This is a genomic window from Albimonas pacifica (assembly GCF_900113695.1).
In the GTDB taxonomy this organism is placed as follows: domain Bacteria; phylum Pseudomonadota; class Alphaproteobacteria; order Rhodobacterales; family Rhodobacteraceae; genus Albimonas; species Albimonas pacifica.
In genome coordinates, this window is record NZ_FOQH01000009.1 from 38,804 (window position 1) to 61,369 (window position 22,566).

The 22,566-nt window shown below is 72.7% G+C and carries 20 protein-coding genes; 11 read left to right on the forward strand and 9 right to left on the reverse strand.

Translation table 11 applies throughout. The features are described 5' to 3' along the window. Window positions 1-24: 24 nt before the first annotated feature. The gene (locus BM064_RS19130) at window positions 25-633 is read right to left on the reverse strand and encodes a YqgE/AlgH family protein (RefSeq protein ID WP_092862340.1); all 609 of its coding nucleotides are present in this window, start codon (window positions 631-633) and stop codon (window positions 25-27) included. 123 nt (window positions 634-756) lie between these two features. Between BM064_RS19130 and BM064_RS19135 the strand changes: the two genes are divergently transcribed. From BM064_RS19135 to BM064_RS19165, 7 genes are all read left to right on the forward strand, one after another. Then, the gene (locus tag BM064_RS19135; RefSeq protein WP_092862342.1) at window positions 757-1,668 is read left to right on the forward strand and encodes a protein-disulfide reductase DsbD domain-containing protein; all 912 of its coding nucleotides are present in this window, start codon (window positions 757-759) and stop codon (window positions 1,666-1,668) included. A gap of 325 nt (window positions 1,669-1,993) precedes the next feature. Beyond that, the gene (locus BM064_RS19140; RefSeq protein WP_092862344.1) at window positions 1,994-2,437 is read left to right on the forward strand and encodes a MaoC family dehydratase; all 444 of its coding nucleotides are present in this window, start codon (window positions 1,994-1,996) and stop codon (window positions 2,435-2,437) included. 50 nt (window positions 2,438-2,487) lie between these two features. Further along, window positions 2,488-3,429 (forward strand): bifunctional riboflavin kinase/FAD synthetase, encoded by a 942-nt coding sequence (locus BM064_RS19145; RefSeq protein WP_092862346.1) that lies wholly within the window; start codon window positions 2,488-2,490, stop codon window positions 3,427-3,429. Between the two features lie 267 nt (window positions 3,430-3,696). Beyond that, window positions 3,697-4,533: a sulfotransferase family protein gene (locus BM064_RS19150; protein WP_092862348.1), complete on the forward strand. Its 837-nt coding sequence runs from the start codon at window positions 3,697-3,699 to the stop codon at window positions 4,531-4,533. A 206-nt stretch (window positions 4,534-4,739) separates the two neighbouring features. Continuing rightward, complete coding sequence (locus BM064_RS19155; protein WP_092862350.1) at window positions 4,740-4,946, forward strand: zinc-finger domain-containing protein; 207 nt, start codon at window positions 4,740-4,742, stop codon at window positions 4,944-4,946. A gap of 34 nt (window positions 4,947-4,980) precedes the next feature. Further along, window positions 4,981-7,854, forward strand: a complete 2,874-nt coding sequence (gene polA / locus BM064_RS19160) for a DNA polymerase I (protein ID WP_092862352.1) — start codon at window positions 4,981-4,983, stop codon at window positions 7,852-7,854. 401 nt (window positions 7,855-8,255) lie between these two features. Further along, the gene (locus BM064_RS19165; protein WP_092862944.1) at window positions 8,256-9,275 is read left to right on the forward strand and encodes a serine hydrolase domain-containing protein; all 1,020 of its coding nucleotides are present in this window, start codon (window positions 8,256-8,258) and stop codon (window positions 9,273-9,275) included. 273 nt (window positions 9,276-9,548) lie between these two features. Here the strand turns inward: BM064_RS19165 and BM064_RS19170 are convergent, their stop codons facing one another. Genes BM064_RS19170 through BM064_RS19180 form a run of 3 tightly spaced genes read right to left on the reverse strand, consistent with a single transcriptional unit; the run spans window position 9,549 to window position 11,535 of the window. Further along, a complete protein-coding gene (locus BM064_RS19170; protein WP_092862947.1) occupies window positions 9,549-10,400 on the reverse strand; it encodes a carbon-nitrogen hydrolase family protein in 852 nt (283 codons plus the stop codon). Between the two features lie 11 nt (window positions 10,401-10,411). Further along, window positions 10,412-10,666, reverse strand: coding sequence for a glutaredoxin 3 (gene grxC, locus BM064_RS19175; protein ID WP_092862354.1), 255 nt, complete (start codon window positions 10,664-10,666; stop codon window positions 10,412-10,414). Then, window positions 10,663-11,535, reverse strand: a complete 873-nt coding sequence (locus BM064_RS19180) for a ComF family protein (protein WP_245779219.1) — start codon at window positions 11,533-11,535, stop codon at window positions 10,663-10,665. The genes grxC and BM064_RS19180 overlap by 4 nt, the downstream gene beginning before the upstream one ends. Before the next feature lie 179 nt (window positions 11,536-11,714). Here BM064_RS19180 and BM064_RS19185 point away from each other — a divergent pair, with 179 nt between their 5' ends. The 4 genes from BM064_RS19185 (at window position 11,715) to BM064_RS19195 (ending at window position 16,140) form a co-directional block, all read left to right on the forward strand. Next, on the forward strand, window positions 11,715-12,614 hold the full coding sequence (locus BM064_RS19185; protein ID WP_092862953.1) for a methyltransferase domain-containing protein: 900 nt from the start codon (window positions 11,715-11,717) through the stop codon (window positions 12,612-12,614). 520 nt (window positions 12,615-13,134) lie between these two features. Then, the gene (gene hemH / locus BM064_RS19190; RefSeq protein ID WP_425426183.1) at window positions 13,135-14,208 is read left to right on the forward strand and encodes a ferrochelatase; all 1,074 of its coding nucleotides are present in this window, start codon (window positions 13,135-13,137) and stop codon (window positions 14,206-14,208) included. 94 nt (window positions 14,209-14,302) lie between these two features. After that, complete coding sequence (locus BM064_RS27565; protein ID WP_177236329.1) at window positions 14,303-14,473, forward strand: hypothetical protein; 171 nt, start codon at window positions 14,303-14,305, stop codon at window positions 14,471-14,473. A 320-nt stretch (window positions 14,474-14,793) separates the two neighbouring features. Next, window positions 14,794-16,140: a class I SAM-dependent methyltransferase gene (locus BM064_RS19195; protein WP_092862356.1), complete on the forward strand. Its 1,347-nt coding sequence runs from the start codon at window positions 14,794-14,796 to the stop codon at window positions 16,138-16,140. A 112-nt stretch (window positions 16,141-16,252) separates the two neighbouring features. On the opposite strand, the gene BM064_RS19200 is transcribed toward BM064_RS19195, so the two are convergent. From BM064_RS19200 to BM064_RS19220, 5 genes are read right to left on the reverse strand one after another with little or no spacing between them, the layout of a single operon-like run. After that, a complete protein-coding gene (locus BM064_RS19200; RefSeq protein WP_092862358.1) occupies window positions 16,253-17,938 on the reverse strand; it encodes a ribonuclease J in 1,686 nt (561 codons plus the stop codon). Next, window positions 17,938-18,717 (reverse strand): type III pantothenate kinase, encoded by a 780-nt coding sequence (locus BM064_RS19205; protein ID WP_092862360.1) that lies wholly within the window; start codon window positions 18,715-18,717, stop codon window positions 17,938-17,940. The genes BM064_RS19200 and BM064_RS19205 overlap by 1 nt, the downstream gene beginning before the upstream one ends. Before the next feature lie 31 nt (window positions 18,718-18,748). Beyond that, window positions 18,749-19,495, reverse strand: coding sequence for a biotin--[acetyl-CoA-carboxylase] ligase (locus tag BM064_RS19210; RefSeq protein ID WP_092862362.1), 747 nt, complete (start codon window positions 19,493-19,495; stop codon window positions 18,749-18,751). Then, window positions 19,496-20,938 carry an NADH-quinone oxidoreductase subunit NuoN gene (nuoN, locus tag BM064_RS19215; RefSeq protein WP_092862364.1) on the reverse strand — a complete coding sequence of 481 codons (1,443 nt, stop codon included), beginning with the start codon at window positions 20,936-20,938 and terminating at the stop codon, window positions 19,496-19,498. It abuts the gene before it with no gap. A 1-nt stretch (window position 20,939) separates the two neighbouring features. Further along, window positions 20,940-22,565 (reverse strand): NADH-quinone oxidoreductase subunit M, encoded by a 1,626-nt coding sequence (locus BM064_RS19220; RefSeq protein WP_092862366.1) that lies wholly within the window; start codon window positions 22,563-22,565, stop codon window positions 20,940-20,942. Between the last annotated feature and the right edge of the window lies 1 nt (window position 22,566).

Below are 22,566 nucleotides of genomic sequence, written 5' to 3' on the forward strand. Positions count from 1 at the left end.
CGAAGCCGCCCCGCGGCGGCAGGGTCAGGCGAAGCCGCCCTGGGCCGAGAGCTTGGAGGGGTCGACGCCGATCTTGAGCATGGCGCGGCGCCACTTGGCGTCGTCGTCCGGGCCGAACACCAGCTCGGGGTCGGAGGGGCAGACCAGCCAGCCGTTGGCCTGAAGCTCCTGCTCGAGCTGCCCGGGCGCCCAGCCCGCGTAGCCCAGCGCCAGCACCGCGCGGCGCGGGCCCTTGCCCGCCGACATGTCGCGCAGGATGTCCACCGTCGCGGTCAGCGCGAGACCGCAAGCCAGCGGCTTGGTGGCGCCCGGCGCCTCCCAGTCGTCGGAGTGCAGGACGAAGCCGCGCCCCATTTCCACCGGGCCGCCGAAGTGGACCGAGAATTCCTCCGCCCCCTCCCCCGGCTTCACGCCCACCTGCTTGAGCAGGTCGGAAAAACTGAGCTCTTTCGCGGGCTTGTTCACGATCAGCCCCATGGCGCCGTCGTCGCCGTGGGAGCACATGAAGATGACCGTCTGCGCGAAACGGGGATCGCCCATGGCGGGCATGGCGACCAGCAGCTCGCCCTCGAGGGGGCCGCCGGCTCGGGGCTCGGCCTCTGGGGCCGCGTCTGCGGAGGGGACCGTCGTCATGCAGAGAATGATGGACCTCCCACCCCCCCTCTTCAACGGTTGGATGGCGAAATATGCGCCCGCCGGGATGGGTTCGCCGGAACGTGACTTCCGGGGATCGCGCCACGGGGCTATCTGGATGACATGAACCGTTCGCACCGCCCTCTCCGCCGCGGCCTCGCCGCGCTCGCCCTCGCCGGCCTCGCGCTCGCCCTGCCCTCCGCGCAGGGCGCGCAGGCGGGCGGCCCGGCGCGCAGCCTCGCCATCGCCTGGAGCGCGCAGGAAGGCGCGGGCCCCGTGGGCGAGACGGCGCGCGCCCAGCGCTCGGACCTGCGCCTGCTGGCCGGGTGGGAGACCGAGGACGGCGGGCGCATGGCGGGCCTGACCATCCGCCTCGACGACGGCTGGAAGACCTACTGGCGCGTGCCCGGCGACGCCGGCATCCCGCCGGAGTTCGACTGGAGCGGGTCGGAGAACGTCGCCTCGGTCGAGGTGCTGTGGCCGCGCCCGGTCGCCTTCGATCTCTTCGGCATGACCACGCTGGGCTACAAGCAGGAGGTGACGCTGCCGCTGAAGGCCGTCCCCGTCGATCCCGCCAAGCCGATGGTCCTGCGGCTGAGCCTCGCCTACGGCGTCTGCGCCGACATCTGCATGCCCGAGATGGCGGAGGTGGCGCTGCCGCTGGGGGGCGCGCCGAACCGGGGCCTCGCCCCGATCGAGGCGGCGCTCGCGGCGCTGCCCGAATCTCCCGCCTCGACCGGCGCCCGTCTCGCCGGCTGCCGCCTGACCGGCGAGGGCGACGCCCGCCGGCTGGAGGCGAGCCTGCGCCTGCCCTCCCCGCCCCGCGGCCCGCTGCTGGCCGTGGTCGAGGGGCCGGAGCCGTTGTGGTTCGAGCCCGCGGCGCTGACCGCGGCCCCCGATCTGGGCCGCGACGCGATGCGCCTCAGCGCGCGGCTGGACCCGGCCTCGGGCGCCGCCTGGCTCGACCGGACCGCGCTGCGGGTCACGGTGCTGGGCGCCGACCGCGCCGTGGCCTTCGAGGGCTGCGAGGGCTGAGCCCCGCCCTCCGGGCGCGCCCCGTCGCCCCGGGCCCAGGCCCGCCCGCAGGGCGCCCACGGACCTGCGAATCCCCGCCTTTCCGGCTCTCGCCCCGCCCCCGGCCCACGGGCGCCCCGCGGGCGGGCTCGGCGGGACCGCGCCCGGGGCGGGCGGAGCGCGACGCGCAGGCGCAACAATATGTCCTTCTTTTGGCCACATCGGCGAACTTTATTGCGCAAGATAGTTGCGCAATCGTCTTCGCTGCGCTAGGTGCAGTGCAGCAAGCCCGCCGCTGCGGGCGAATCCGGGCCGGCGTCGCCGGTCCCCCTTCGGGAGAGCCGACATGCTCGACAACCTGCCGCGCGGCACGATCTGCATCGAGGAAATGGAGATCGGCATGTCGCGCTACGTGCTGAAGACGATCACCGACCTCGACATCGAGCTGTTCGCCCAGGTGTCGACCGACCGCAACCCGGTGCATCTCGACGACGCCTACGCCCGCGACACGATCTTCGCCGGGCGCATCGCCCACGGGATGCTGACCGCGTCCCTGATCTCGGCGGTGATCGGCGAGCAGCTGCCCGGCCACGGCACGGTCTACATGGGCCAGTCCCTGAAGTTCCTCGCCCCCGTGCGCCCCGGCGACACGGTCGAGGCGCGGGTGACGGTCGCCGACATCATCCACGCCAAACGCCGCGTCGCCCTTGATTGCGAATGCCGCGTGGGCGACAAGGTCGTCCTCAAGGGCGAGGCGCTGGTTCTGGCGCCCTCCAGCAAGTTCGACTGACCTACACCGGGCGGCCCCGCGGCTTCGCCCGGGGCCTTCCAGGGGACCCGATGCGCCTCATCCGATCCGGGACCGAGATCCGTCCCGAGGACCGCGGCGCCTCCGCCGCCATGGGCAATTTCGACGGCGTTCACCGCGGCCATGCCTCGGTGATCGACCTCGCACGGCAGGAGGGCCGCCCCCTCGGCGTGGTCACCTTCGAGCCGCACCCGCGCGAGGTCTTCGCCCCCGACGCGCCCCCCTTCCGCCTGATGAACGCCCCCGCCCGCCGCCACCGGCTGGAGAAGCTGGGCGTGGACCTCTGCGTGGAGCTCGAATTCGACCGCGCCATGGCCGCGCTCTCGGCCGAGGCCTTCGCCCGCGACATCCTCGCCGGCCGCCTGGGCCTGAGCCGGGTGGTGGTCGGCGAGGACTTCCGCTTCGGCAAGGGCCGCGAGGGCGACGCCGCGATGCTGGCCGAGCTGGGCGCCCGATACGGGTTCGAGGCGGTGACCGCCCCGATGGTCGAGGGCCCCGCCGGCCGGGTCTCCTCCACCGCCATCCGCGAGGCGCTGTGCGCCGGCGACCCCGAGGCCGCCGCCCGGATGCTGGGCCACTGGCATCGCCTGGACGGCACGGTCAGCCACGGCGACAAGCGCGGGCGCGAGCTGGGCTTTCCCACCGCCAACGTGGTGCTCGAGAACCTGCTGCTGCCGAAATTCGGCGTCTACGCGGTCGAGATCGAGGTCTTCGACGGCCCCCATGCCGGGCGATACCCCGGCGCGGCCTCGCTCGGCGTGCGCCCGACCTTCGGGATCAACGCCCCGAACCTCGAGACCTATCTCTTCGACTTCTCCGGCGATCTCTACGGGGCCGAGGTCTCGGTCGCGCTGATCTCCTGGCTGCGCGGCGAGGAGAAGTTCGACGGGATCGAGCCGCTGATCGCCCAGATGCACGCCGACTGCGACCTGGCGCGCGAACGACTCGCCGCCCGCATCGACCCCGCCGCCTGAGCGACCGCCCGGGCGGCTCCCCGCCCGCCCCGCAGGCGCCCCACGGCCCGGCCGCGCAAGCCGTTCGCTCGCAACCGCCCCCCGCGAGCGCCCCGGGCTGGACCCGGGGCCTCTCCCGCCCTCGCGGCCCGTACGCCGCGGGGCCCTCGCAGCCGCGCCCGCCGCGGCGCGCCCCTGCGCCCCGGCCCGGCCGCGCACGCACGCGCACGCCCCGCGCTTGCCCCCCGCCGCCCGCTCGGCTAGCAGCGAAGGCGAAGGAGCCGCCCGATGACCACGCCCGACCCCGCCTCCGCGCCCGTGCATTTCTTCCTGCACGTCCCCAAATGCGCCGGCACCACCGTCGAGCGCCATTTCGAGCGCACCCTGGGCGAGGGCTTCCTGCTGGCGCCGCGCTGGCGCAATCCCCTGCGCGACGTGATCGGCAACCGCTATCCCTCGCTGAGCCTCGAGGACCTGGCGGGCGTCCGCGCCGTCTCCGGCCACTCCCTCTCCCGCTCGCTCTCGGAGAAATTCCCGGGGCGCGAGGTGAAGTGCTCGGTGCTGCTGCGCGACCCGGTCTCCTACCTGGTCAGCTTCTACAACTACCGCTGGGCCCGGCATGAGGAGCGCGGCCAGCCCGCCCCCGGCGCCTTCGACGCCTGGCGCGGCGCCCAGCGGCGCAACCCGATCACGCGCTTCCTGCTGCACCGGTTCTTCGAGGTGGGCTACCCCGGCATCTACCGCCTCTCGACCCGCGCGCGCTTCCTCTACCTCGAGGCCGCCTTCCAGGGCTTCCACTTCGTCGGCGGCTACCGGCGCTGCGACGAGGCGCTGGCCGGCATCTCGCGGGAGCTGGGCGTGGATCCCACGGTCGAGTCCGAGAACGTGGGTCACGTCAAACGCCTCTCCGCCGCCGACCTGAGCGAGGCGCAGATCGCCGCGATCCTGACCGAGAACGCCGCCGACGCCCTGCTGTTCGAGCGCTGGAAGGACCGGGGCTTCGAGCGCGCCGCCAATCCCGCCGACCCCGAGGGCGCCGCCCGCGCCCTGCCCGGGCGCGACCTGGCCGCCAACCTCGCCGCCGACGTCGAAAGCGCCGTCCGCCGCAAGCTCTGGCGCGGCTGAGGCCGCCCGGCCCCCGGTCCCCCACGCGCCCCCGCCCGCCCCGCCGCGCGGGCGCGCCCTCGCCCCGGGCGCTGCGCCCGACGCGCGGCGCCGCGCCCCCGGCGCGGCGTCGAACCTCGCCGCCATCGCCGCGGCACGCCTTGCCCGCGCAGGCTGCGCCGCTATGATGCCCGCCAGCCGACGTCCCCCCCTGAGAAGAGGCCCGCATGAGCATCGACGCGCCCGAGACCGAGATCGTCGAGAAAACCCGCATCGCCTGCGACGGCGGCGGCCCGGGCATGGGTCATCCGCGCGTCTGGCTGCAGATCCCGCCCGAGGACGGCTTCGTCGAATGCGGCTACTGCGACAAGCGCTTCATCCTCAAGGACGGCCCGGCCGACACCGGAACCGCCGACACCGGCGCGGCCTCGTAAGGCCCCGCGCCCCCAAAGCGACAGGAGGGGCCCGATGGGACCCGGCGATCGTCTCGAGCTGATCGACGGCTCGGGCTTCATCTTCCGCGCCTATCACGCGCTGCCCGCCCTCACCCGCAAGTCCGACGGACTGCCCGTCGGCGCGGTGGCGGGCTTCTGCAACATGCTCCAGAAGATCCTCGAGGCGCGCGCCGCCAACGACGCCGAGGCCCCGACCCACGCCGCGGTGATCTTCGACTACTCGGCGAAGACCTTCCGCAACGACATCTACCCCGAATACAAGGCCCACCGGCCGGAGCCTCCGGAAGACCTGCGCCCCCAGTTCGCCCTGATCCGCGACGCCACCCGCGCCTTCAACCTGCCCTGCATCGAGATGGAGGGCTATGAGGCCGACGACCTGATCGCCACCTACGCCCGCCAGGCGGAGGCCGCAGGGGCGAAGGTCTCGATCGTCAGCTCCGACAAGGACCTGATGCAGCTCGTCACCGACGCGGTCTCGATCGTGAAGCCCGGCCTGAAGGGCGGCGCCGACGAGATCATCGGCGCCGACGGCGTGCGCGAGAAGTTCGGCGTGGGGCCGGATCGGGTGGTCGACGTGCAGGCGCTGGCCGGCGACTCGGTCGACAACGTCCCCGGCGCCCCGGGGATCGGCCTGAAGACCGCGGCGCTGCTGATCAACGAATACGGCGACCTCGACACGCTCCTCGCCCGCGCCGAGGAGATCAAGCAGCCCAAGCGCCGCCAGACCCTGATCGACAACGCAGACCAGGTGCGCATCTCCCGCGAGCTGGTGACGCTCTGCGCCGAGGTCCCGGTCGAGGAGCCGCTGGACGACTTCGCCCTGCGCGACCCGGACCCCGAAACCCTGCTGGGCTTCCTGCGGCTGATGGAGTTCCGCACCCTCACCGCCCGCGTCGCCGAGCGGCTGGGCGTCACCGACCTCCCCGCCCCCGCCGCCCCCGAGGGCGCGAGCCCGGAGGCCAGGGGCGAGACCGGCGGCAAGGCCGCGGACGCCCTGCCCGCCGAGGACTGGCGCGACCCCGCCCTGACCGCCCCCATCGACCCCTCGACCTACGAGATCGTGCGCGACGCCGACGCCCTGCGCGCCTGGATCGCCCGGATCGAGGACCGCGGCGAGGTCGCCATCGACACCGAGACCACCTCCCTCGACGAGATGGTGGCCGAGCTCGTCGGCGTCTCCCTCTCCGTCACGCCGGGCGAGGCCTGCTACGTCCCCCTCGCCCACATGACCGGCGACGGCGACCTGCTGGGCGCGGCCGAGAAGGCCCCCGGCCAGATGGACCGCGAGGAGGCGCTGGAGATCCTGCGCCCGATGCTGGTGGATCCTGCGATCCTCAAGATCGGCCAGAACCTGAAATACGACCTCAAGGTGCTCGCCCGCCACGGCACGCCGGTCAGCCCCATCGACGACACCATGCTGATCTCCTACGCGCTCGACGCAGGCCTGCACGGGCACGGCATGGACACGCTCTCGGACAAGCATCTCGACCATCGCCCGATCCCGATCAAGGACCTCCTGGGGACCGGCAAGGCCGCGATCACTTTCGACCGGGTCGAGATCGACAAGGCCGCCCCCTACGCCGCTGAGGACGCCGACGTCACGCTCCGCCTGCACCGGATCCTCAAGCCGCGCCTCGCGCGCGAGGGCCTCGCCTCGGTCTACGAGGTGATGGAGCGCCCCCTGGTCCCCGTGCTGGCGCAGATGGAGATGGCCGGCATCAAGGTCGACCGCCAGCACCTGAGCCGCCTCTCGGGCCGCTTCGCCCAGCGCATGGCCGGCCTCGAGGCCGAGATCCACCAGCTGGCGGGCGACAAGTTCAACGTCGGGTCCCCCAAGCAGCTCGGCGAGATCCTGTTCGAGAAGATGGACCTCCCCGGCGGCAAGAAGGGCAAGAACGGCGCCTGGGGCACCGGCGCCGACGTGCTCGAGACGCTGGCCGCCGAGCAGGGCTCCGAGCTCGCCTCGCGAGTGCTGGACTGGCGCCAGGTCTCGAAGCTGAAATCCACCTACACCGACGCCCTGCAGGAGCATATCAACCCCGAGACGGGGCGCGTGCACACCTCCTTCAGCCTGGCCGCGACCACCACCGGGCGGCTCGCCTCGACCGATCCCAACCTTCAGAACATCCCCGTGCGCACCGAGATGGGCCGCGAGATCCGCGCGGCCTTCATCGCCGAGCCCGGGAACGTGATCCTGTCGCTCGACTACTCCCAGATCGAACTGCGCATCCTCGCCCATATCGCGGGCATCGAGGCGCTGAAGCAGGCGTTCAGGGATGGCCAGGACATCCACGCGATGACCGCCTCCGAGGTCTTCGGCGTGCCGATGGCGGAGATGACGCCCGAGATCCGCCGCCAGGCCAAGGCGATCAACTTCGGCGTGATCTACGGCATCTCGGCCTTCGGGCTCTCCAACAACCTGCGCATCCCACGCGACGAGGCCAAGGCCTTCATCGACGCCTATTTCGAGAAGTTCCCCGGCATCAAGGCCTACATGGACGCGACCGTCGCGGGGGCGAAGGAGACCGGCTACGTCTCCACCCTCTTCGGCCGGCGCATCCACACGCCCGAGATCGGCGCCAAGGGTCCGCGCGCCGGTTTCGCCCAGCGCGCGGCGATCAACGCCCCGATCCAGGGCTCGGCCGCCGACATCATCCGCCGCGCGATGATCCGGGTGCCCGCCGCGATGGCCAAGGCCGGACTCGCCGGCCGCATGCTCCTCCAGGTCCACGACGAGCTTCTCTTCGAGGTCCCTGAAGCGGAGGCCGAGGCCACCATCGCCACGGTCCGCAAGACCATGGAGGGCGCGGCCCTCCCCGCCGTCGACCTCGCCACGCCCCTGGTGGTCGACGCCGGCCAGGGCGCGAGCTGGGCCGAGGCGCACTGAGCCCGTCCCGCGCCGGCGCCCGGGCCCACAGGCGCCCTGCGGGCGGGCCTGGCGGCGTCGCGCCCGGCGCAGCCGCCCGCCTCTCCAGGCGCCCCCGGCGCCCGGCCCGCCCCGGTCGCGAAGCGCCTGTTTCCCGGAGCCGTCCGTCGCTGATGCCGATCAGAGCGACTCGCCGGGAGCGGTCAAGGATCGCGAAGCGACCCGCGCTTGCGCGGGCTTGTCCTTGACCGCTCCCGGCGAGTCGCTCAGGCATCTTCAGCGACGGGCGGATCCGGGGAACAGGCGCGGCCCTGTTTCCGGGTGAGATCCCGAGCGTCCCCTCGCTCCGCAAACGCGCGCCCCACGCAATCGTGCGCCCCCGCGCGCTGACGCGCGGCCGCGCCGCCGCTATCTCCCTCGGCATGACCCTGACCCGCCGCCCCGTCCTCGCCGCCCTTCTGGCCGCCGTCGCCGCCCCCGCGATTCTGCGCGCCCGCGCGCTCGCCGAGGCCGACCTCGCCCCAGCCGCCGCCCGCGCCTCGGAGCTCGGGCAGCTGCACGCCCTCGCCGTCGCCCACCGGGGCGAGACGATCTACGCCCGCGCCTTCCGCGGCCCCGCGCCGGAGCGTCCGGTGAACGTGAAGTCGGTCTCCAAGACCATCGTCGCCGCGCTGGCCGGCGCCGCCATCGACCGCGGGATCCTGGAGGGGCCCGGGCAGACCCTCGCCTCCGCCGCGCCCTCGCTGATCCCGCAAGGGGCCGACCCGCGCGTCGCGCGGATCACGCTGGGCGACCTGCTGAGCCTGCGCGCGGGGCTCGAGCGCACCTCCGGCCCCGGCTACGGCCCCTGGGTGCAGAGCTCGAACTGGGTCCGCCACGCCCTCACCCGCCCCTTCGTGGACGCGCCGGGGGGGCGAATGCTCTACTCCACCGGCTCCACCCACGTGCTGGGCGCCGTCATCGCCGAGGCCGCGGGCCGCGACCTGCGCGCCCTCGCGCGGGCCTGGCTGGGCGAGCCGCTCGACATCGCCTTCCCCCCCTGGACCCGCGACCCCCAGGGCCGGTTCATGGGCGGCAACAACATGGCGATGTCCCCGCTCGAGATGCTGCGCTTCGGCGAGATGGCGCGCCAGGGCGGCCGCTGGCAGGGCGCGCAGGTGCTGCCGCAGAGCTGGCTCGAGGCCTCCTGGACCCCGCGCGGCCGCTCGCCCTTCTCGGGCGACGCCTACGGCTACGGCTGGTTCCTCTCCGAGGCCCGCGGCCACCCGCTCGCCTACGCCCGCGGCTACGGCGGCCAGGCGATCTACGTGATCCCCGAGCTGGAGCTGACGGTCGCCGTCACCTCCGACCCCGACCGCCCCGCCCGCTCGCAAGGCCATTTCGGAGACCTCAACGCCCTCGTGGCCGACGAGATCGTGCCCGCCGCCGAACGCCTCGCCTGAGGTCGCGCCGGCGCGCCCGCCCGGCCGGCCCCACGGCCGACCGCCGGACCGCCGCCGCGCGCCGACCGCCTGCCCTGCGCGCGCCCGTCGCGCGGCGGCGCCGGCGCCGCAGGCGCCGGCTACCCGGTCCAGGCTCTCGAGATGGTCGGCCCTCCGGGCGTCCGCGCGCGGCGCGCCCGCCCCCGGGCCCGACGCCGGTCCGCCGTCGCGGGCCGATCGCCCGCCCCGGGCACGCCCGGGACGCGGCGGCGCCCGGGCCGCAGGCCCGGGCCCTCAGGGTTTCGCGAAATCACGGGCGTTCGCCAGCGACGGCACCCGGCCGCGGGCCTTCGCCACCTCGGCCAGATCCAGGTCGACCAGCGTCGCGCCGATCTCCTCGCCCGCGTCCGCCAGCACCTCGCCCCAGGGGGCGACGGCCATGGAATGCCCGTAGGTCCTGCGCTGCCGCCCCTCCGCGACCGCCACCATCGGGTGCGTCCCGGTCGAGGCCGGGGCCAGCACGAAGCAGCCGGTCTCGATCGCCCGCGCGCGCATCAGCGGCTCCCAATGGGCGGCCCCTGTGGGCTGGGTGAAGGCCGAGGGGATGGTCAGGATCTCCGCCCCCGCCTCGGCCAGCGCGCGATAGAGCGCGGGGAAGCGCAGGTCGTAGCAGATCGTCATCCCGATCCGCCCCCAGGGCGTGTCGGCGACCACCGCCTGCCCGCCGGGCCGGTAGGCGGCGGATTCGCGATAGCTCTCGCCCTCGCCCACCTCGACGTCGAACATGTGGATCTTGTCGTAGCGCGCCACGATCCCGCCCGCGGCGTCGATCAGGAAGCTGCGGTTCACGAACCGCCCCTTCGGGAACCCCTCCTCCGGCGGCGCCTTCAGCGCCAGCGAGCCGACCAGGATCCAGATCCCCAGCTCGGCGGCCAGCGCCCGGTAGCCCGCGAGGCTCTCGTCCGCCTCCTCGGGCTTCAGCACCTCGGCCTGCAGGGCGCGCGAGAAGGTGACCATGTTGGTCACCTCCGGCGTCAGCGCCAGCTGCGCGCCCCGCGCCGCCGCCTCGCGGATCAGCGCCGAGGTCGCGGCCAGGTTCTGCGCCGGCACGTCCGAGGCGCAGGTCTGGATCAGCGCGACCCTCAGCGTGCCCGCCATCAGGCGACCATCGCGTCGAGCCTGCCCTCGCGCTCCAGCGCGTGCAGCTCGTCGCAGCCGCCGACGCCTTCGCCCGCGATGAAGATCTGGGGCACGGTGCGCCGGCCGGCGGCGCGCTCCATCATCTCCTCGCGCGCGCCGGGCACGGAGAACACGTCGTACTCGACGTAGGGGATCCCCTTCTGGTCCAGCAGGCGCTTGGCGCGCACGCAGAAGCCGCAGATGGGGCTGGTGTAGATCTCGACCTGTTTCATTCCGAACCTTCGCTCTGCCGGGCAGAGAATATGGGCCCGTCGGCCTCCGGCGCAACCCGCGCGAGGCAGAGCGCGTCGACGCGCACCGCCCCCGCCGCCCGCAGCGCCGCCGCGCATGCCGAGAGCGTGGCGCCCGAGGCATAGACGTCGTCGACCAGCAGCACCGCGCGCCCCTCGACCCGCGCCCGCCGGCGCGCGGGCACCGCGAAGGCGCCGGCCTGGTTCGCCGCCCGCGCCTCCCGGCTCAGCCCCCGCTGCATCGGCGTGGCGCGGGTGCGCGCCAGCAGGTCCGCGCAGCAGGGCGCCCCGGTGCGGACCGCGATCCGCCGCGCCAGCTCCGCCGACTGGTTGAAGCGCCGGCCCAGCAGGCGGCGCCAGTGCAGGGGCACGGGCGCGATCACGTCCGCCGCCTCCAGCAGCTCCCGCCCCGCCCGGATCATCCAGGTCGCCGCCGGCCGCGCGATGTCCAGCCGGTCGCCGTGCTTGAGCGCCAGCGTCAGATCCCGCCCCCGCCCCTCGTAGAGCACGGCCGCCCGCGCCCGCCCGAAGGCCAGCGCGCGCCCGAGGCAATGGTCGCAGAACGGCGCGTCCTCGGCCCCCGAGAGCGGCGAGCCGCAGCGGTCGCACAGCGGATGCGAGATGAAGGTCGCCTCGCGCCAGCAGGCGGGGCACAGCGCGTGGGCCTCCTGCACCTCCGCGCGGCACCAGGTGCATTGGGGGGGATAGAGCAGGTCCGCCGCCCCCAGCCACAGCGGCCGCAGCCAGCCGCGCGCCGCGGCCCCGGCGCGGGCGAGGCGCGGGGGCGCCGGCAGGGTCTCCCGCGCGGCGGGCGGATCGATCTCGGGAACGGACGCAACGAGACGGGTCATCGGCGAGCCGGCCTCCTTCCCCTTGCGTCCCGATGCCAATATATCCCGGCGCAGCCGCGGCGCCAGCCCGCGCTGCGCCCCGGATGCAGAGGAAGGAGAGCCGCCCTGCCCCCGAAGCCCGCCCGCCCCCGCGCCGACCGATCCCGGGCCGCCCGGCCCCGCCCCCCCCGGTGCGCGCGATGAGCCAGCCCCCCGACCTCTCCGCCGCCGGCGGCGCGCAGCCCCCCGCGCTCTTCGACCGCGCCCTGTGGCTCGCGCGGCGCGCCCGCCGCGCCCTGCCCCGGCCCGAGGCCCGCTTCCTGCACGAGGCCGCGATCGAGGGCGTGCTCGACCGGCTCTCGATGGTCGCCGACCGGACGTTCCCGAAGGCCGCCCTGGTCTGGCCCGGCGCGCCCGAGTGGGCCCCCGCCCTCGCCGCCCACCCCCGGGTGGGCGCGCTCGAGACCGCGCCCCTGACCGCGGAGGAGGTCCTGCCCCTCGCGCCCGGCGGCTTCGACCTCGCCGTGCTCGGCTTCACCCTGCACTGGGCGAACGACCCGGTCGGCGTGCTGATCCAGATGCGCCGGGCGCTGAAGCCCGACGGGCTGCTGATCGCCTGCGGCCTCGGCGGCGCGACGCTGGCCGAGCTGCGCGAGGCGCTGGCCGAGGCCGAGGCCGCGACCACCGGCGGCCTCTCGCCCCGCATCTCCCCGATGGGCGAGATCCGGGCGATGGGCGCGCTGCTGCAGCGCGCGGGCCTCGCGATGCCCGTCGCCGACGTCGACCGGATCGAGACGAGCTACGCCGACAGCCTCGCGCTGATGCGGGAGCTGCGCGCGATGGGCGAGGCCAACGCCCTGCACGCGCGCAACCGCGCCCCCCTGCGCCGCGAGCTCCTGGCCCGCGCCTGCGCGATCCACGCCGAGCGTCGCCCGGCGGAGGGCGGCCGCGTCGCCGCCGCCTTCGAGATCGTGACCCTCACCGGCTGGGCCCCCGGCCCCGACCAGCCGCAGGCCAGGCGCCCCGGCTCCGCCGTCGCCCGCCTCGCCGACGCGCTGGGCACGACCGAGCGCCCGACCGGCGACAAGCCCCCCCGCTGACCGCGCGCCCCGACCTGACGCCCGGGCCTGCGCCCGCCGCCCGCGCCGCCCCCGCCTGCCCCGCCGCTCGGCCCGCCCCACGCGCCCCCGGCCCCAGGCGCTGCCGGGAGCGCCTGTTCTCCGGAGCCGTCCATCGCGGATGCCGTAAGAGCGACTCGTCCGCCCCGGTCAAGGATCGCGCAGCGACCGGCGAAGCCGGCTTGTCCTTGACCGGGGCGGGCGAGTCGCTCAGGCATCAGACGCGATGGACGGCTCCGGAGAACAGGCGCGGGCTTGTTCTTGGGTGAGTCCGGAGCCCGCCGGAGGCTCCCCCCTCCCCCATCCCTCCCGACGCCTCCACCACGCGCCCCCAGCCAAGCCCGCCCGCAGGGCGCCTGCGTCCCGCCCGCCCCCCCTTGCCCCCGCCCGGGCGACGCGGCATGACGCCCCCAGCGCCCTCGTCGCCATTGACCCGCGTCCGCCTCCCCCTAAGTGCGGGACGCCGGGTCCGTCGCGGGGGCCGCAGGAAACGGAGGGGCCGATGCTCGACGCCAGCCAGATGACCGAAGCCGGAGCCGGCCGGCTCGCCCATGCGCCGGGCGACCATCCCCCGGTTCCCCGCGCGAAGATCGGCGTGATGCTGGTCAACCTCGGCACGCCGCCGGCCACCGACTACTGGTCGATGCGCCGTTACCTGTCGGAGTTCCTCTCCGACCGCCGGGTGATCGACTACTCGCCCCTGTTCTGGCAGCCGCTCCTGCAGCTGGTGATCCTCTCCAAGCGCCCGTTCTCCTCGGGCAAGGCCTACGAGAGCATCTGGAACAGGGAGCGCGACGAGAGCCCGCTGCTGACCATCACCCGCGAGCAGACCGAGAAGCTGCGCGCCCGCCTCGCCGCCGACCTCGGCGAGGGCGTGGTCGTCGACTTCTGCATGCGCTACGGCGAGCCCTCGACGATCAGCCGCGTGAAGGCGATGCAGGCGGCGGGGGCGGAGAAGATCCTGTTCTTCCCCCTCTACCCCCAGTACGCCGGCGCCACCACCGCGACCGCCAACGACGCCTTCTTCCGCGCGCTGATGGAGATCGAGTGGCAGCCCGCCGCGCGCACCGTGCCGCCCTACTACGCCCACCCCCTCTACATCGAGGCGCTGGCGAAGTCGGTCGAGGCCGCCTATGCGGGCATGGACCGTCGCCCCGACGCGCTGGTCACCTCCTACCACGGCCTGCCCAAGCGCTACCTGGTGGAGAAGGGCGACCCCTACCACTGCCAGTGCGCCGCCACCACGCGCCGCCTGCGCGAGCGGCTGGGCTTTCCCACCGAGGAGGTCGTGCTGACCTTCCAGTCCCGCTTCGGCTCCGAGGAATGGCTGCAGCCCTACACGGTCGAGGAGGTCGCGCGCCTCGCCAAGGCCGGCAAGACGCATATCGCGATCATGGCCCCGGCCTTCTCGTCGGACTGCGTCGAGACGCTCGAGGAGATCTCCGAGGAGATCAAGGAGAGCTTCCTGCATGCCGGCGGCGAGCGCTTCGACTACATCCCCTGCCTCAACGCCTCCGAGGACCACATGGCGATGATCGAGGCGATCGTGCGCAACGAGCTGCAGGGCTGGATCTGACGCCCCGACGCCAACCGGCGCGGCCCCGCCCGTTGCGGCCGCGCCGCGGCGCCCTATGTCCTTCCCCGAGAGGGAATGGATACGGGAGCGCACAATGGAACTCTTCGCCATACCCTGGATCGTCGCCTTCGGGCTGGTGGTCTGGTGGGCCTCGGTCTGGGGGCGCAGCGTGTTCTGGGCCGTCGTCGGGTCGCTGTTGCTGACGCCGCTGGTCTGGGGAATCGTGCTGCTGATCATGGGCCCCGACCGCGAGGCGATGGGCTGAGGCGGCCGCCGCCGGCCGCGCCGGCCCCTGAAAGCCGCGTCGGGCGCGCCGCATTCCGGCGCCCGACGCGACGTCTTTCGACGCGAACGTCAATCGTTTCTTGATTCCGCGCAGGGCGCGCGGAAGTCTTTTTCCAGCGAGCGGCCGCGCCGCGGCCCGTCGCCGTCCACCTCGCGCCGCGCCCGGCCGTTCCGGCCCGGGCCTCCGACGCCCCTCCCGTACGGCGACCGAGCCCCGCACGCGACCGCCTGCCGCCGCCGGCAAGGCCGCCCGTCCCCTGCCGACGCGCCCGCATCGGAGCCGGACGGACGGAGGACGCCATGAAACTGCTGCCTGCCCTCTTCCAGAAAGCCATCGTGAAGGGTCGGGTCGAGCTGCGCACCCCCGAGGGCGAGACCGTCGTCATCGAGGGCGCCGAGCCCGGCCCCTGGGTCGCGATCCGCATCACCGACCCGACGCTCGACTGGAAGATCCCCCTCAATCCCGAGCTGATCGGCGCCGAGGCGTTCATGGACGGGACCCTGATCGTCGAGGACGGTCCCGAGGGCGGCACCGCCTACGACCTGCTGAGCCTGCTGTTCGAGAACGAGAGCGCCTTCAACCTCTCCGGTCCCCAGGCGCTGGTGCACTGGATCGACAAGGCCTTCCGCCGGATCTGGCAGCACAACCCCGCCTGGCGGTCGAAGAAGAACGCCTCGCATCACTACGACCTCGGCAACGCCTTCTACCGGAGCTGGCTCGACCCCGACCTGCAGTATTCCTGCGCCTACTACCGCGACGGGACCGAGAGCCTGCGCGACGCCCAGATCCTCAAGAAGCGCCACATCGCGGCCAAGCTGAACCTGTCGCCCGGGCAGCGGGTGCTCGACATCGGCTGCGGCTGGGGGGGCATGGCGCTCTATCTCGCCGCGACCGCGGATGTCGAGGTCACCGGCATCACGCTGGCCGAGGAGCAGCTCGAGATCGCCCGCGCCCGGGCGAAGGCCGCAGGCCTCGAGCATCGCGCGCGCTTCGAGCTGATCGACTACCGCGACGTGACCGAGCGCTACGACCGCATCGTCTCGGTGGGGATGCTGGAGCATGTCGGCGTGGGGCACCTGGAGACCTATTTCGCCAAGGTCCGCGACTGCCTGAAGGACGACGGGGTGGCGCTGATCCACACCATCTCCTCGATGAGCCCGCCGGCGGGCACCGGCCCGTTCCTGCGCAAGTACATCTTCCCCGGCGGCTACACCCCCACCCTCTCGGAATGCTCGGCCGCGACCGAGAAGGCGGAGCTGTGGGTGCTCGACTGCGAGGTCTGGCGGCTGCACTACGCCCGCACGCTGCGCGCCTGGCAGGACAACTTCCAGAAGGTGCGCGCCGAGGTCGAGGCGATCTACGACCCGCGCTTCGCCCGGATGTGGGAGTTCTACCTGGCGGCCTGCGAGTGCAGCTTCGCCTACGGCTCCTCGAACGTGCTGCAGCTCCAGATCGGGCGGGCGCGGGACGCGACGCCGCTGCACCGCGACTGGATCTCCTCGGCCGCCGCGGCGCTGGCGCGCAACGAGCCCGAGGCGGTCAGCCGCATCGAGGCCGCCACCGCCCGCGTCTTCGGCGAGACCCCCGCGACGCCCGAGACCGCGCCGGGCCACGTCTACGACGGCCCGCGCGAGGCCAAGGGCTGAGCGAGGCCCGGCCGGGCCGCCGGAGACGCGAAGGACCGCCCCGGGGGGCGGCCCTTTTCGTCCGCCCGGGGGCGGTCCGGACCCCCGCGCGTCCCGGGGGACGCGCGGGCGGTCACTCGTCCTCGAGCCGGGTGACGATCACCGTCACCACAGGCCGCTTGCCCCAGCGCCGCGCGCAGACGGCGCGGACCGCGCGGGAGGCGACCTCCTCGATGTCCTTGTCGGCCCGGCGGCGCTTGGGCAGGCCCTCGACCGCCTCGTCGACGGCCTCGTAGATCATCGCCTCCAGCGGCATCGGCCAGCGCTCGCTCTGCGACGGGCCGCCGATGACGCGGATCTCGGGATCGGCGAGCAGCTCGCCCCCCTCGTCCACCACCAGGGCCGCCACCACGTGGCCCTGGCGGGCCATCTTCAGGCGCGAGCGGACCACGCCGTCCATCGCCCCGATCATGGTGTCGCCGTCGAGGTAGAGACGCCCCGTCGGCACCTGGTCCACGATCACCGGCCGGTCGCCGCCGATCGCCACCACCGTCCCGTTGGGCGCCGGGATCGCCGGCACCTGCAGCGAGGCCGCGAAGGCCGAATGCTCGACCAGGTGGCGATGCTCGCCGTGCATCGGCACCGCGATGCGGGGCTTGAGCGACTCGTAGAGGGCCCGCAGGTCCTCCTTGCGCGCGTGGCCGGAGACGTGGATGCGCCCGGTGAGCTCGGGCGAGCTCTCGTCGACCACGTGCACGCCCCGCTCGGAGAGCTGGTTCCACAGCTTCACCACGCCCGGCTCGTTGCCCGGAATGGTCTTGGAGGAGAAGATCACCATGTCCCCCTCCCCCAGCCGCACGGTGGGGTGGGAGCCGGACGCGATGCGCGCCAGCGCCGCGCGACCCTCGCCCTGGGAGCCGGTCACCAGATAGAGCACATGCTCCGCCGGGACGTCCTTGGCCTCGTAGTCCGAGATCACCTTGGGGAAGTCGCGCAGCAGGCCGGTCTCGACCGCGGCGGAGACCATGCGCTCCATCGCCCGGCCGACCAGCACGATCGCCCGGCCGGCGTCGTTGGCCGCGGTGGCGATCGACTTCAGCCGCGCGACGTTGGAGGCGAAGGTGGTCGCGGCCACCGCCCCCTTGGCCGAGCGGATCAGGTCGGTCAGCGGGCGGATCACCTCGGCCTCGGAGCCGCCGTGCCCCGGCAGGAACACGTTGGTCGAGTCGCAGACCATCGCCTGCACCCCCTTGGACCCGATGGCGCGGAACGCCTCCAGGTCGAAGGGCGCGCCGATCTGGGGATCGTCGTCGACCTTGAAGTCGCCGGTGTGCACGATCCGCCCCGAGGGCGTGTCGATCACCAGGCTGGCGGCCTCGGGGATCGAGTGGGTCACGGGCTGGAAGCGGACCTTGAAGGGCCCGGCCTCGATGGTCTCGCCCACGTCGACGATGTTCAGGCAGCGCGGGTCGACGCCCGCCTCCTCCAGCTTGCGACGGATGTGCAGGCCGGTGAAGGGGCGGGCGTGGATCGGCGCTTTCAGCTGCGGCCACAGGCGGCCGAGGCCGCCGATGTGGTCCTCGTGGGCGTGGGTCGCGAAGATCCCCACCAGCTTGTCGGACTGCTCGGCGATGAAGGAGGGGTCGGCCATCACCAGCTCGATGCCGGGAGAGGTCTCCATGTCGCCGAAGCCGACGCCGCAGTCGACCATGATCCAGCGGCGCTTCGCGCCCTGCCCATGGCCGTAGAGATACATGTTCATCCCGATCTCGCCGGCGCCGCCAAGCGCCACGAAGACCAGGTCGGAGGGGTCGGACATCAAGTCTTGCCTTGTTTATTCAATTCATAGATGGCGGCCAGGCCCCTGAGCGTCAGGTCCCCGTCGACCGCGTCGATCACGTCGGTTCCTCGCGCGAACAGCGGCGAGAGACCCCCGGTCGCGATCACCTTCATCTTGCGGCCCCGCTCGTCCATGATCCGACGGCAGAGTCCCTCGATCAGGGATACGTAGCCCCAGTAGATGCCCGATTGCATGCACGCAACCGTATTCAGCCCGATCACCTTCTCGGGCTTGGTCACGTCGATCTCCGGCAGGGCCGTCGCCGCGGTCTCCAGCGCCTTGAGGGCGAGGTTCACGCCGGGCGCGATGATGCCCCCTTCGTAGGCCCCGTCCTCGCCCACCACGTCGATGGTGGTGGCGGTGCCGAAGTCGATCACGATGACCTCGCCGCCGTAGGTCCGCCAGGCCGAGAGCGTGTTGACCAGCCGGTCGGCGCCCACCCGCGTGCCGGGATCGACGCGCACGTCGATGCCCACCGCGGTCTCGGGCTTGCCCACCACGATGGGGCGCACGCCGAAGTAGCGGTCGGCGAGCACCCGCAGGTTGAACATGGTGCCCGCGGCCGTCGAGGAGATCACCACCGCGTCGATCTGCTTGGCCGAGACGCCGTGATGGTCCATCAGCTGGCGCAGCCAGACGAAGTATTCGTCCGCGGTGCGCTTCACATCGGTGGCGCAGCGCCAATCCGCAAGATATGCCGTGCCGTCATGCAGGGCGAACACGCTGTTGGTGTTGCCCACGTCGATCGCCAGAAGCATCGCCCGGTCTCCTCCCGCTCGGCTTCGTCTTTCAGGGAAAGAACACGTCCGCGGCCGCGATTCTGCGCGCGCCCTGCGGGGTGTCCAGAACCAGCCGACCGTCGGGGTCGAGGTCGGCGAAGATCCCCGTGACCGTCTCCCGCGGCAGGCGGGCGACCACGGGCTCGCCCAGGCGCGCGGCGCGGGCGAGGAAGGCGTCGCGCAGGGGCGCGAACCCCTCGTCGCGATAGCGGTCGAACCAGCGCGCGAAGGCGGCGGCGAGCACGGTGAAGGCCGCTTCGGCCGAGGGCGCCGGCACGCCGGCGTCGGCCAGGCTGATCGGCGGAAACGCCGCGGCCGGGTCGCCCGGCGGGCGCGAGGCGAGGTTCACGCCGATCCCGACCGAGATCCAGTCGGGCCGCGCGCCCTGCCCCTCGGACTCGAGCAGGATGCCGGCGATCTTGCCGCCGTTCACGAGCACGTCGTTGGGCCACTTCAGCGCGATCTCGGCGGCGGGCGCGAAGCGCCCCGCCAGATCCGCCACCGCCAGCGCCGAGACGAAGCTCAGCAGCGCCGCCTCCTTGGCCGACATCTGCGGGCGCAGCATCAGCGTGGCGGCGAGGTTGCCGCCCGGGTCCTTCCAGGCGTTGCCCCGGCGGCCGCGGCCGCCGGTCTGCAGCTTGGCCATGATCCAGACCGGCCCCGGCTCGCCCGCGCGGGCTTTCGCCCGCGCGTCGTCCATGGTGGAGCCGGTCTGCTCGTGGATCTCGCGCCCGTAGCCCTCGGGCCAGACGTCCATCTAGTGGATCAGCGAGGCGGCGGCGACCGCCGCGGCCTCCGGCACGCCGAAGAGGTTGATCAGCGGCATGCCGCCCAGCCCGATGACCAGCGCCGAGACGGCCAGCGTCACGCCATGGGCCAGCGGCATCGGGCCGGTCAGCCCCTGCCCGACCTCGTCGAAGAACATGATCTTGACGATGCGCAGGTAGTAGAAGGCGCCGATCACCGAGGCCACCGCCCCCGCCGCGGCAAGCGGGATCATCCCCGCCTCGACCGCCGCGGAGAACGAATAGTACTTGGCCCAGAAGCCCACCAGCGGCGGGATGCCGGCCAGCGAGAAGAACAGCACCAGCATGGCGATGGCCGCGGCCGGACGGGTCCCGGACAGGCCCGCCAGGTCCGAGATCTGGGTGACCGGCTTGCCGTCGCGCTCCATCGTCAGGATGAAGGCGAAGACGCCGACGTTCATGGTCACGTAGATCGCCACGTAGATCAGCAGCGAGGTCGCCCCGTCCGGCGTGCCCGCCGCCAGCCCGACCAGCGCGAAGCCCATGTGGGCGATGGACGAATAGGCCATCAGCCGCTTGATGTTGCTCTGCCCGATCGCGGCGACCGAGCCCAGGAACATGGACGCGATCGCGAGGAACGCGAGGATCTGGCCCCAGTCGTGCGCCGCCCCCCCGAACCCGTCGTAGAGCACGCGGGCGAACAGCGCCGCCGCCGCCGCCTTGGGGGCGGTCGCGAAGAAGGCGGTCACCGGGGTCGGCGCGCCCTCGTAGACGTCGGGCGTCCACATGTGGAAGGGCACGGCCGAGATCTTGAAGGCCAGGCCCGCGCACAGGAACACCAGCCCGAACAGCAGGCCGATCGAGGTCTCATGCTCGGCCACCGCGGCGATGGACTCGAACTTCGTGGCGCCGGTGTAGCCGTAGACCAGCGACGCGCCGTAGAGCAGCAGGCCCGAGGACAGGGCGCCGAGCACGAAATACTTCAGCCCCGCCTCGGTCGAGCGCAGGCTGTCGCGGCGGATCGAGGCGATCACGTAGAGCGCGAGCGACTGCAGCTCGAGCCCCATGTAGAGCACCATCAGGTCCCCGGCCGAGACCATCACCATCATGCCCAGCGTCGCCAGCGCGATCAGCACCGGATACTCGAAGCGCATGATCTTGTGCTTGCGCATGTAGCCGTCCGACAGCAGCAGGATGATCGCCGCGCCGAACAGGATGATCACCTTGGCGAAGCGCGCGAAGGGATCGTCGATGAAGGTGCCGTTGAAGGCGGTGTGCGTCCCGCCCGTCAGACCGTCCACCGCGCCCAGGATCGCGAGGAACAGGGCGGTCAGCCAGGTGATCGGCCCCGACCACTTGTCGCCCTGCCCGTAGGCGCCCGCCATCAGCGCGACCATCGCGAAGATCGCGAGCATCAGCTCGGGCAGGATGACGGAGATGTCTTGGCTCAGCATGTCAGTGCGTCCCCTGCGCGGAATGCCCGCCGTCGCCGTGGCCGCCCTCGGGGGCCTCGGCGGCCTCCATCAGCGTCGGCGCCGCGTCCGCGGTCGTGATGATGCCATGGTCCCGCGCCTCGGCCACCGCCTGGTCGACGCCGCCGACCAGGTGCTCGACCGAGGGGCCGAACACGTCGGTGATCAGGCTGGGATAGACGCCCAGCAGCAGCGTGCCCACGACCAGCGGCGCGAACAGCGCCTTCTCCAGCCGGGTCATGTCGGCGATCTGCTTCAGGCTCTCCTTGATCAGGTCGCCGAAGACGACCCGGCGGTAGAGCCACAGCGCATAGCAGGCCGAGAAGATCACGCCCGTCGCCGCCCCGAGCGCCGCCCAGGTCGAGACCTGGTAGGTGCCGGCCATGGTCAGGAACTCGCCGATGAAGCCCGAGGTGCCCGGCAGGCCGACGTTGCCCATGGTGAACAGCATGAAGATCACCGCGAAGGCCGGCATCCGCACCGCGAGGCCGCCATAGGCCGCGATCTCGCGCGTGTGCATCCGGTCGTAGATCACGCCGACGGTGAGGAAGAGGGCGCCCGAGATGAAGCCGTGGCTCAGCATCTGGAAGATGGCGCCGTCGACGCCCTGCTGGTTGGCCGCGAAGATGCCCATGGTCACGAAGCCCATGTGGGCGACGGAGGAATAGGCGATCAGCTTCTTCATGTCCTCCTGCATCATCGCCACCAGCGAGGTGTAGATGATGGCGACGACCGAGAGGAAGAAGACGAAGTCCGTCATCAGCTCGGAGGCCACGGGGAACATCGGCAGGCTGAAGCGCAGGAAGCCGTAGCCGCCCATCTTCAGCAGGATCGCCGCCAGCACCACCGAGCCGGCCGTCGGCGCCTGCACGTGCGCGTCCGGCAGCCAGGTGTGCACCGGCCACATCGGCATCTTCACCGCGAAGGAGGCGAAGAAGGCGAACCACAGCAGCGTCTGCATGCCGCCCAGGATCTCCCAGCCCATCAGGCTGAAGGGCTCGGCCGAGAACGGGTAGGTCAGCAGCGTGGGGATGTCGGAGGTCCCGGCCTCCCAGTACATCGCCAGCATCGCCACCAGCATCAGCAGCGAGCCGAGCAGCGTGTAGAGGAAGAACTTGAACGAGGCGTAGATGCGGTCCTTGCCCCCCCAGATGCCGATGATCAGGTACATCGGGATCAGGCCGGCCTCGAAGAACATGTAGAACAGGAACATGTCCAGCGCCGAGAACACGCCGAGCATCAGCGTCTCGAGCACCAGGAAGCAGGCCATGTATTCCTTCACCCGGCTCGTGACGTGCCAGGAGGCGCCGATCACGATGGGCATCAGGAAGGTGGTCAGCATCACGAACAGGATCGAGATCCCGTCCACGCCCATCTTGTAGCTGAGCCCCATCAGCCAGGTCCCCTCTTCCACGAACTGGAAGTCGGGGTTGGAGCTGTCGAAGCCGCCGAGGATCACGAGGCTCAGCAGGAAGGTGGCCGTGGTGGTGATCAGGGCCACCACCTTGGCGTTGAGCTGGGCGGCTGCGTCCTCGCCGCGCAGCACCAGGATGAGGACCAGCGCCCCGATCAGGGGCAGGAAGGTCACCAGCGTGAGGATGTTGTCCATC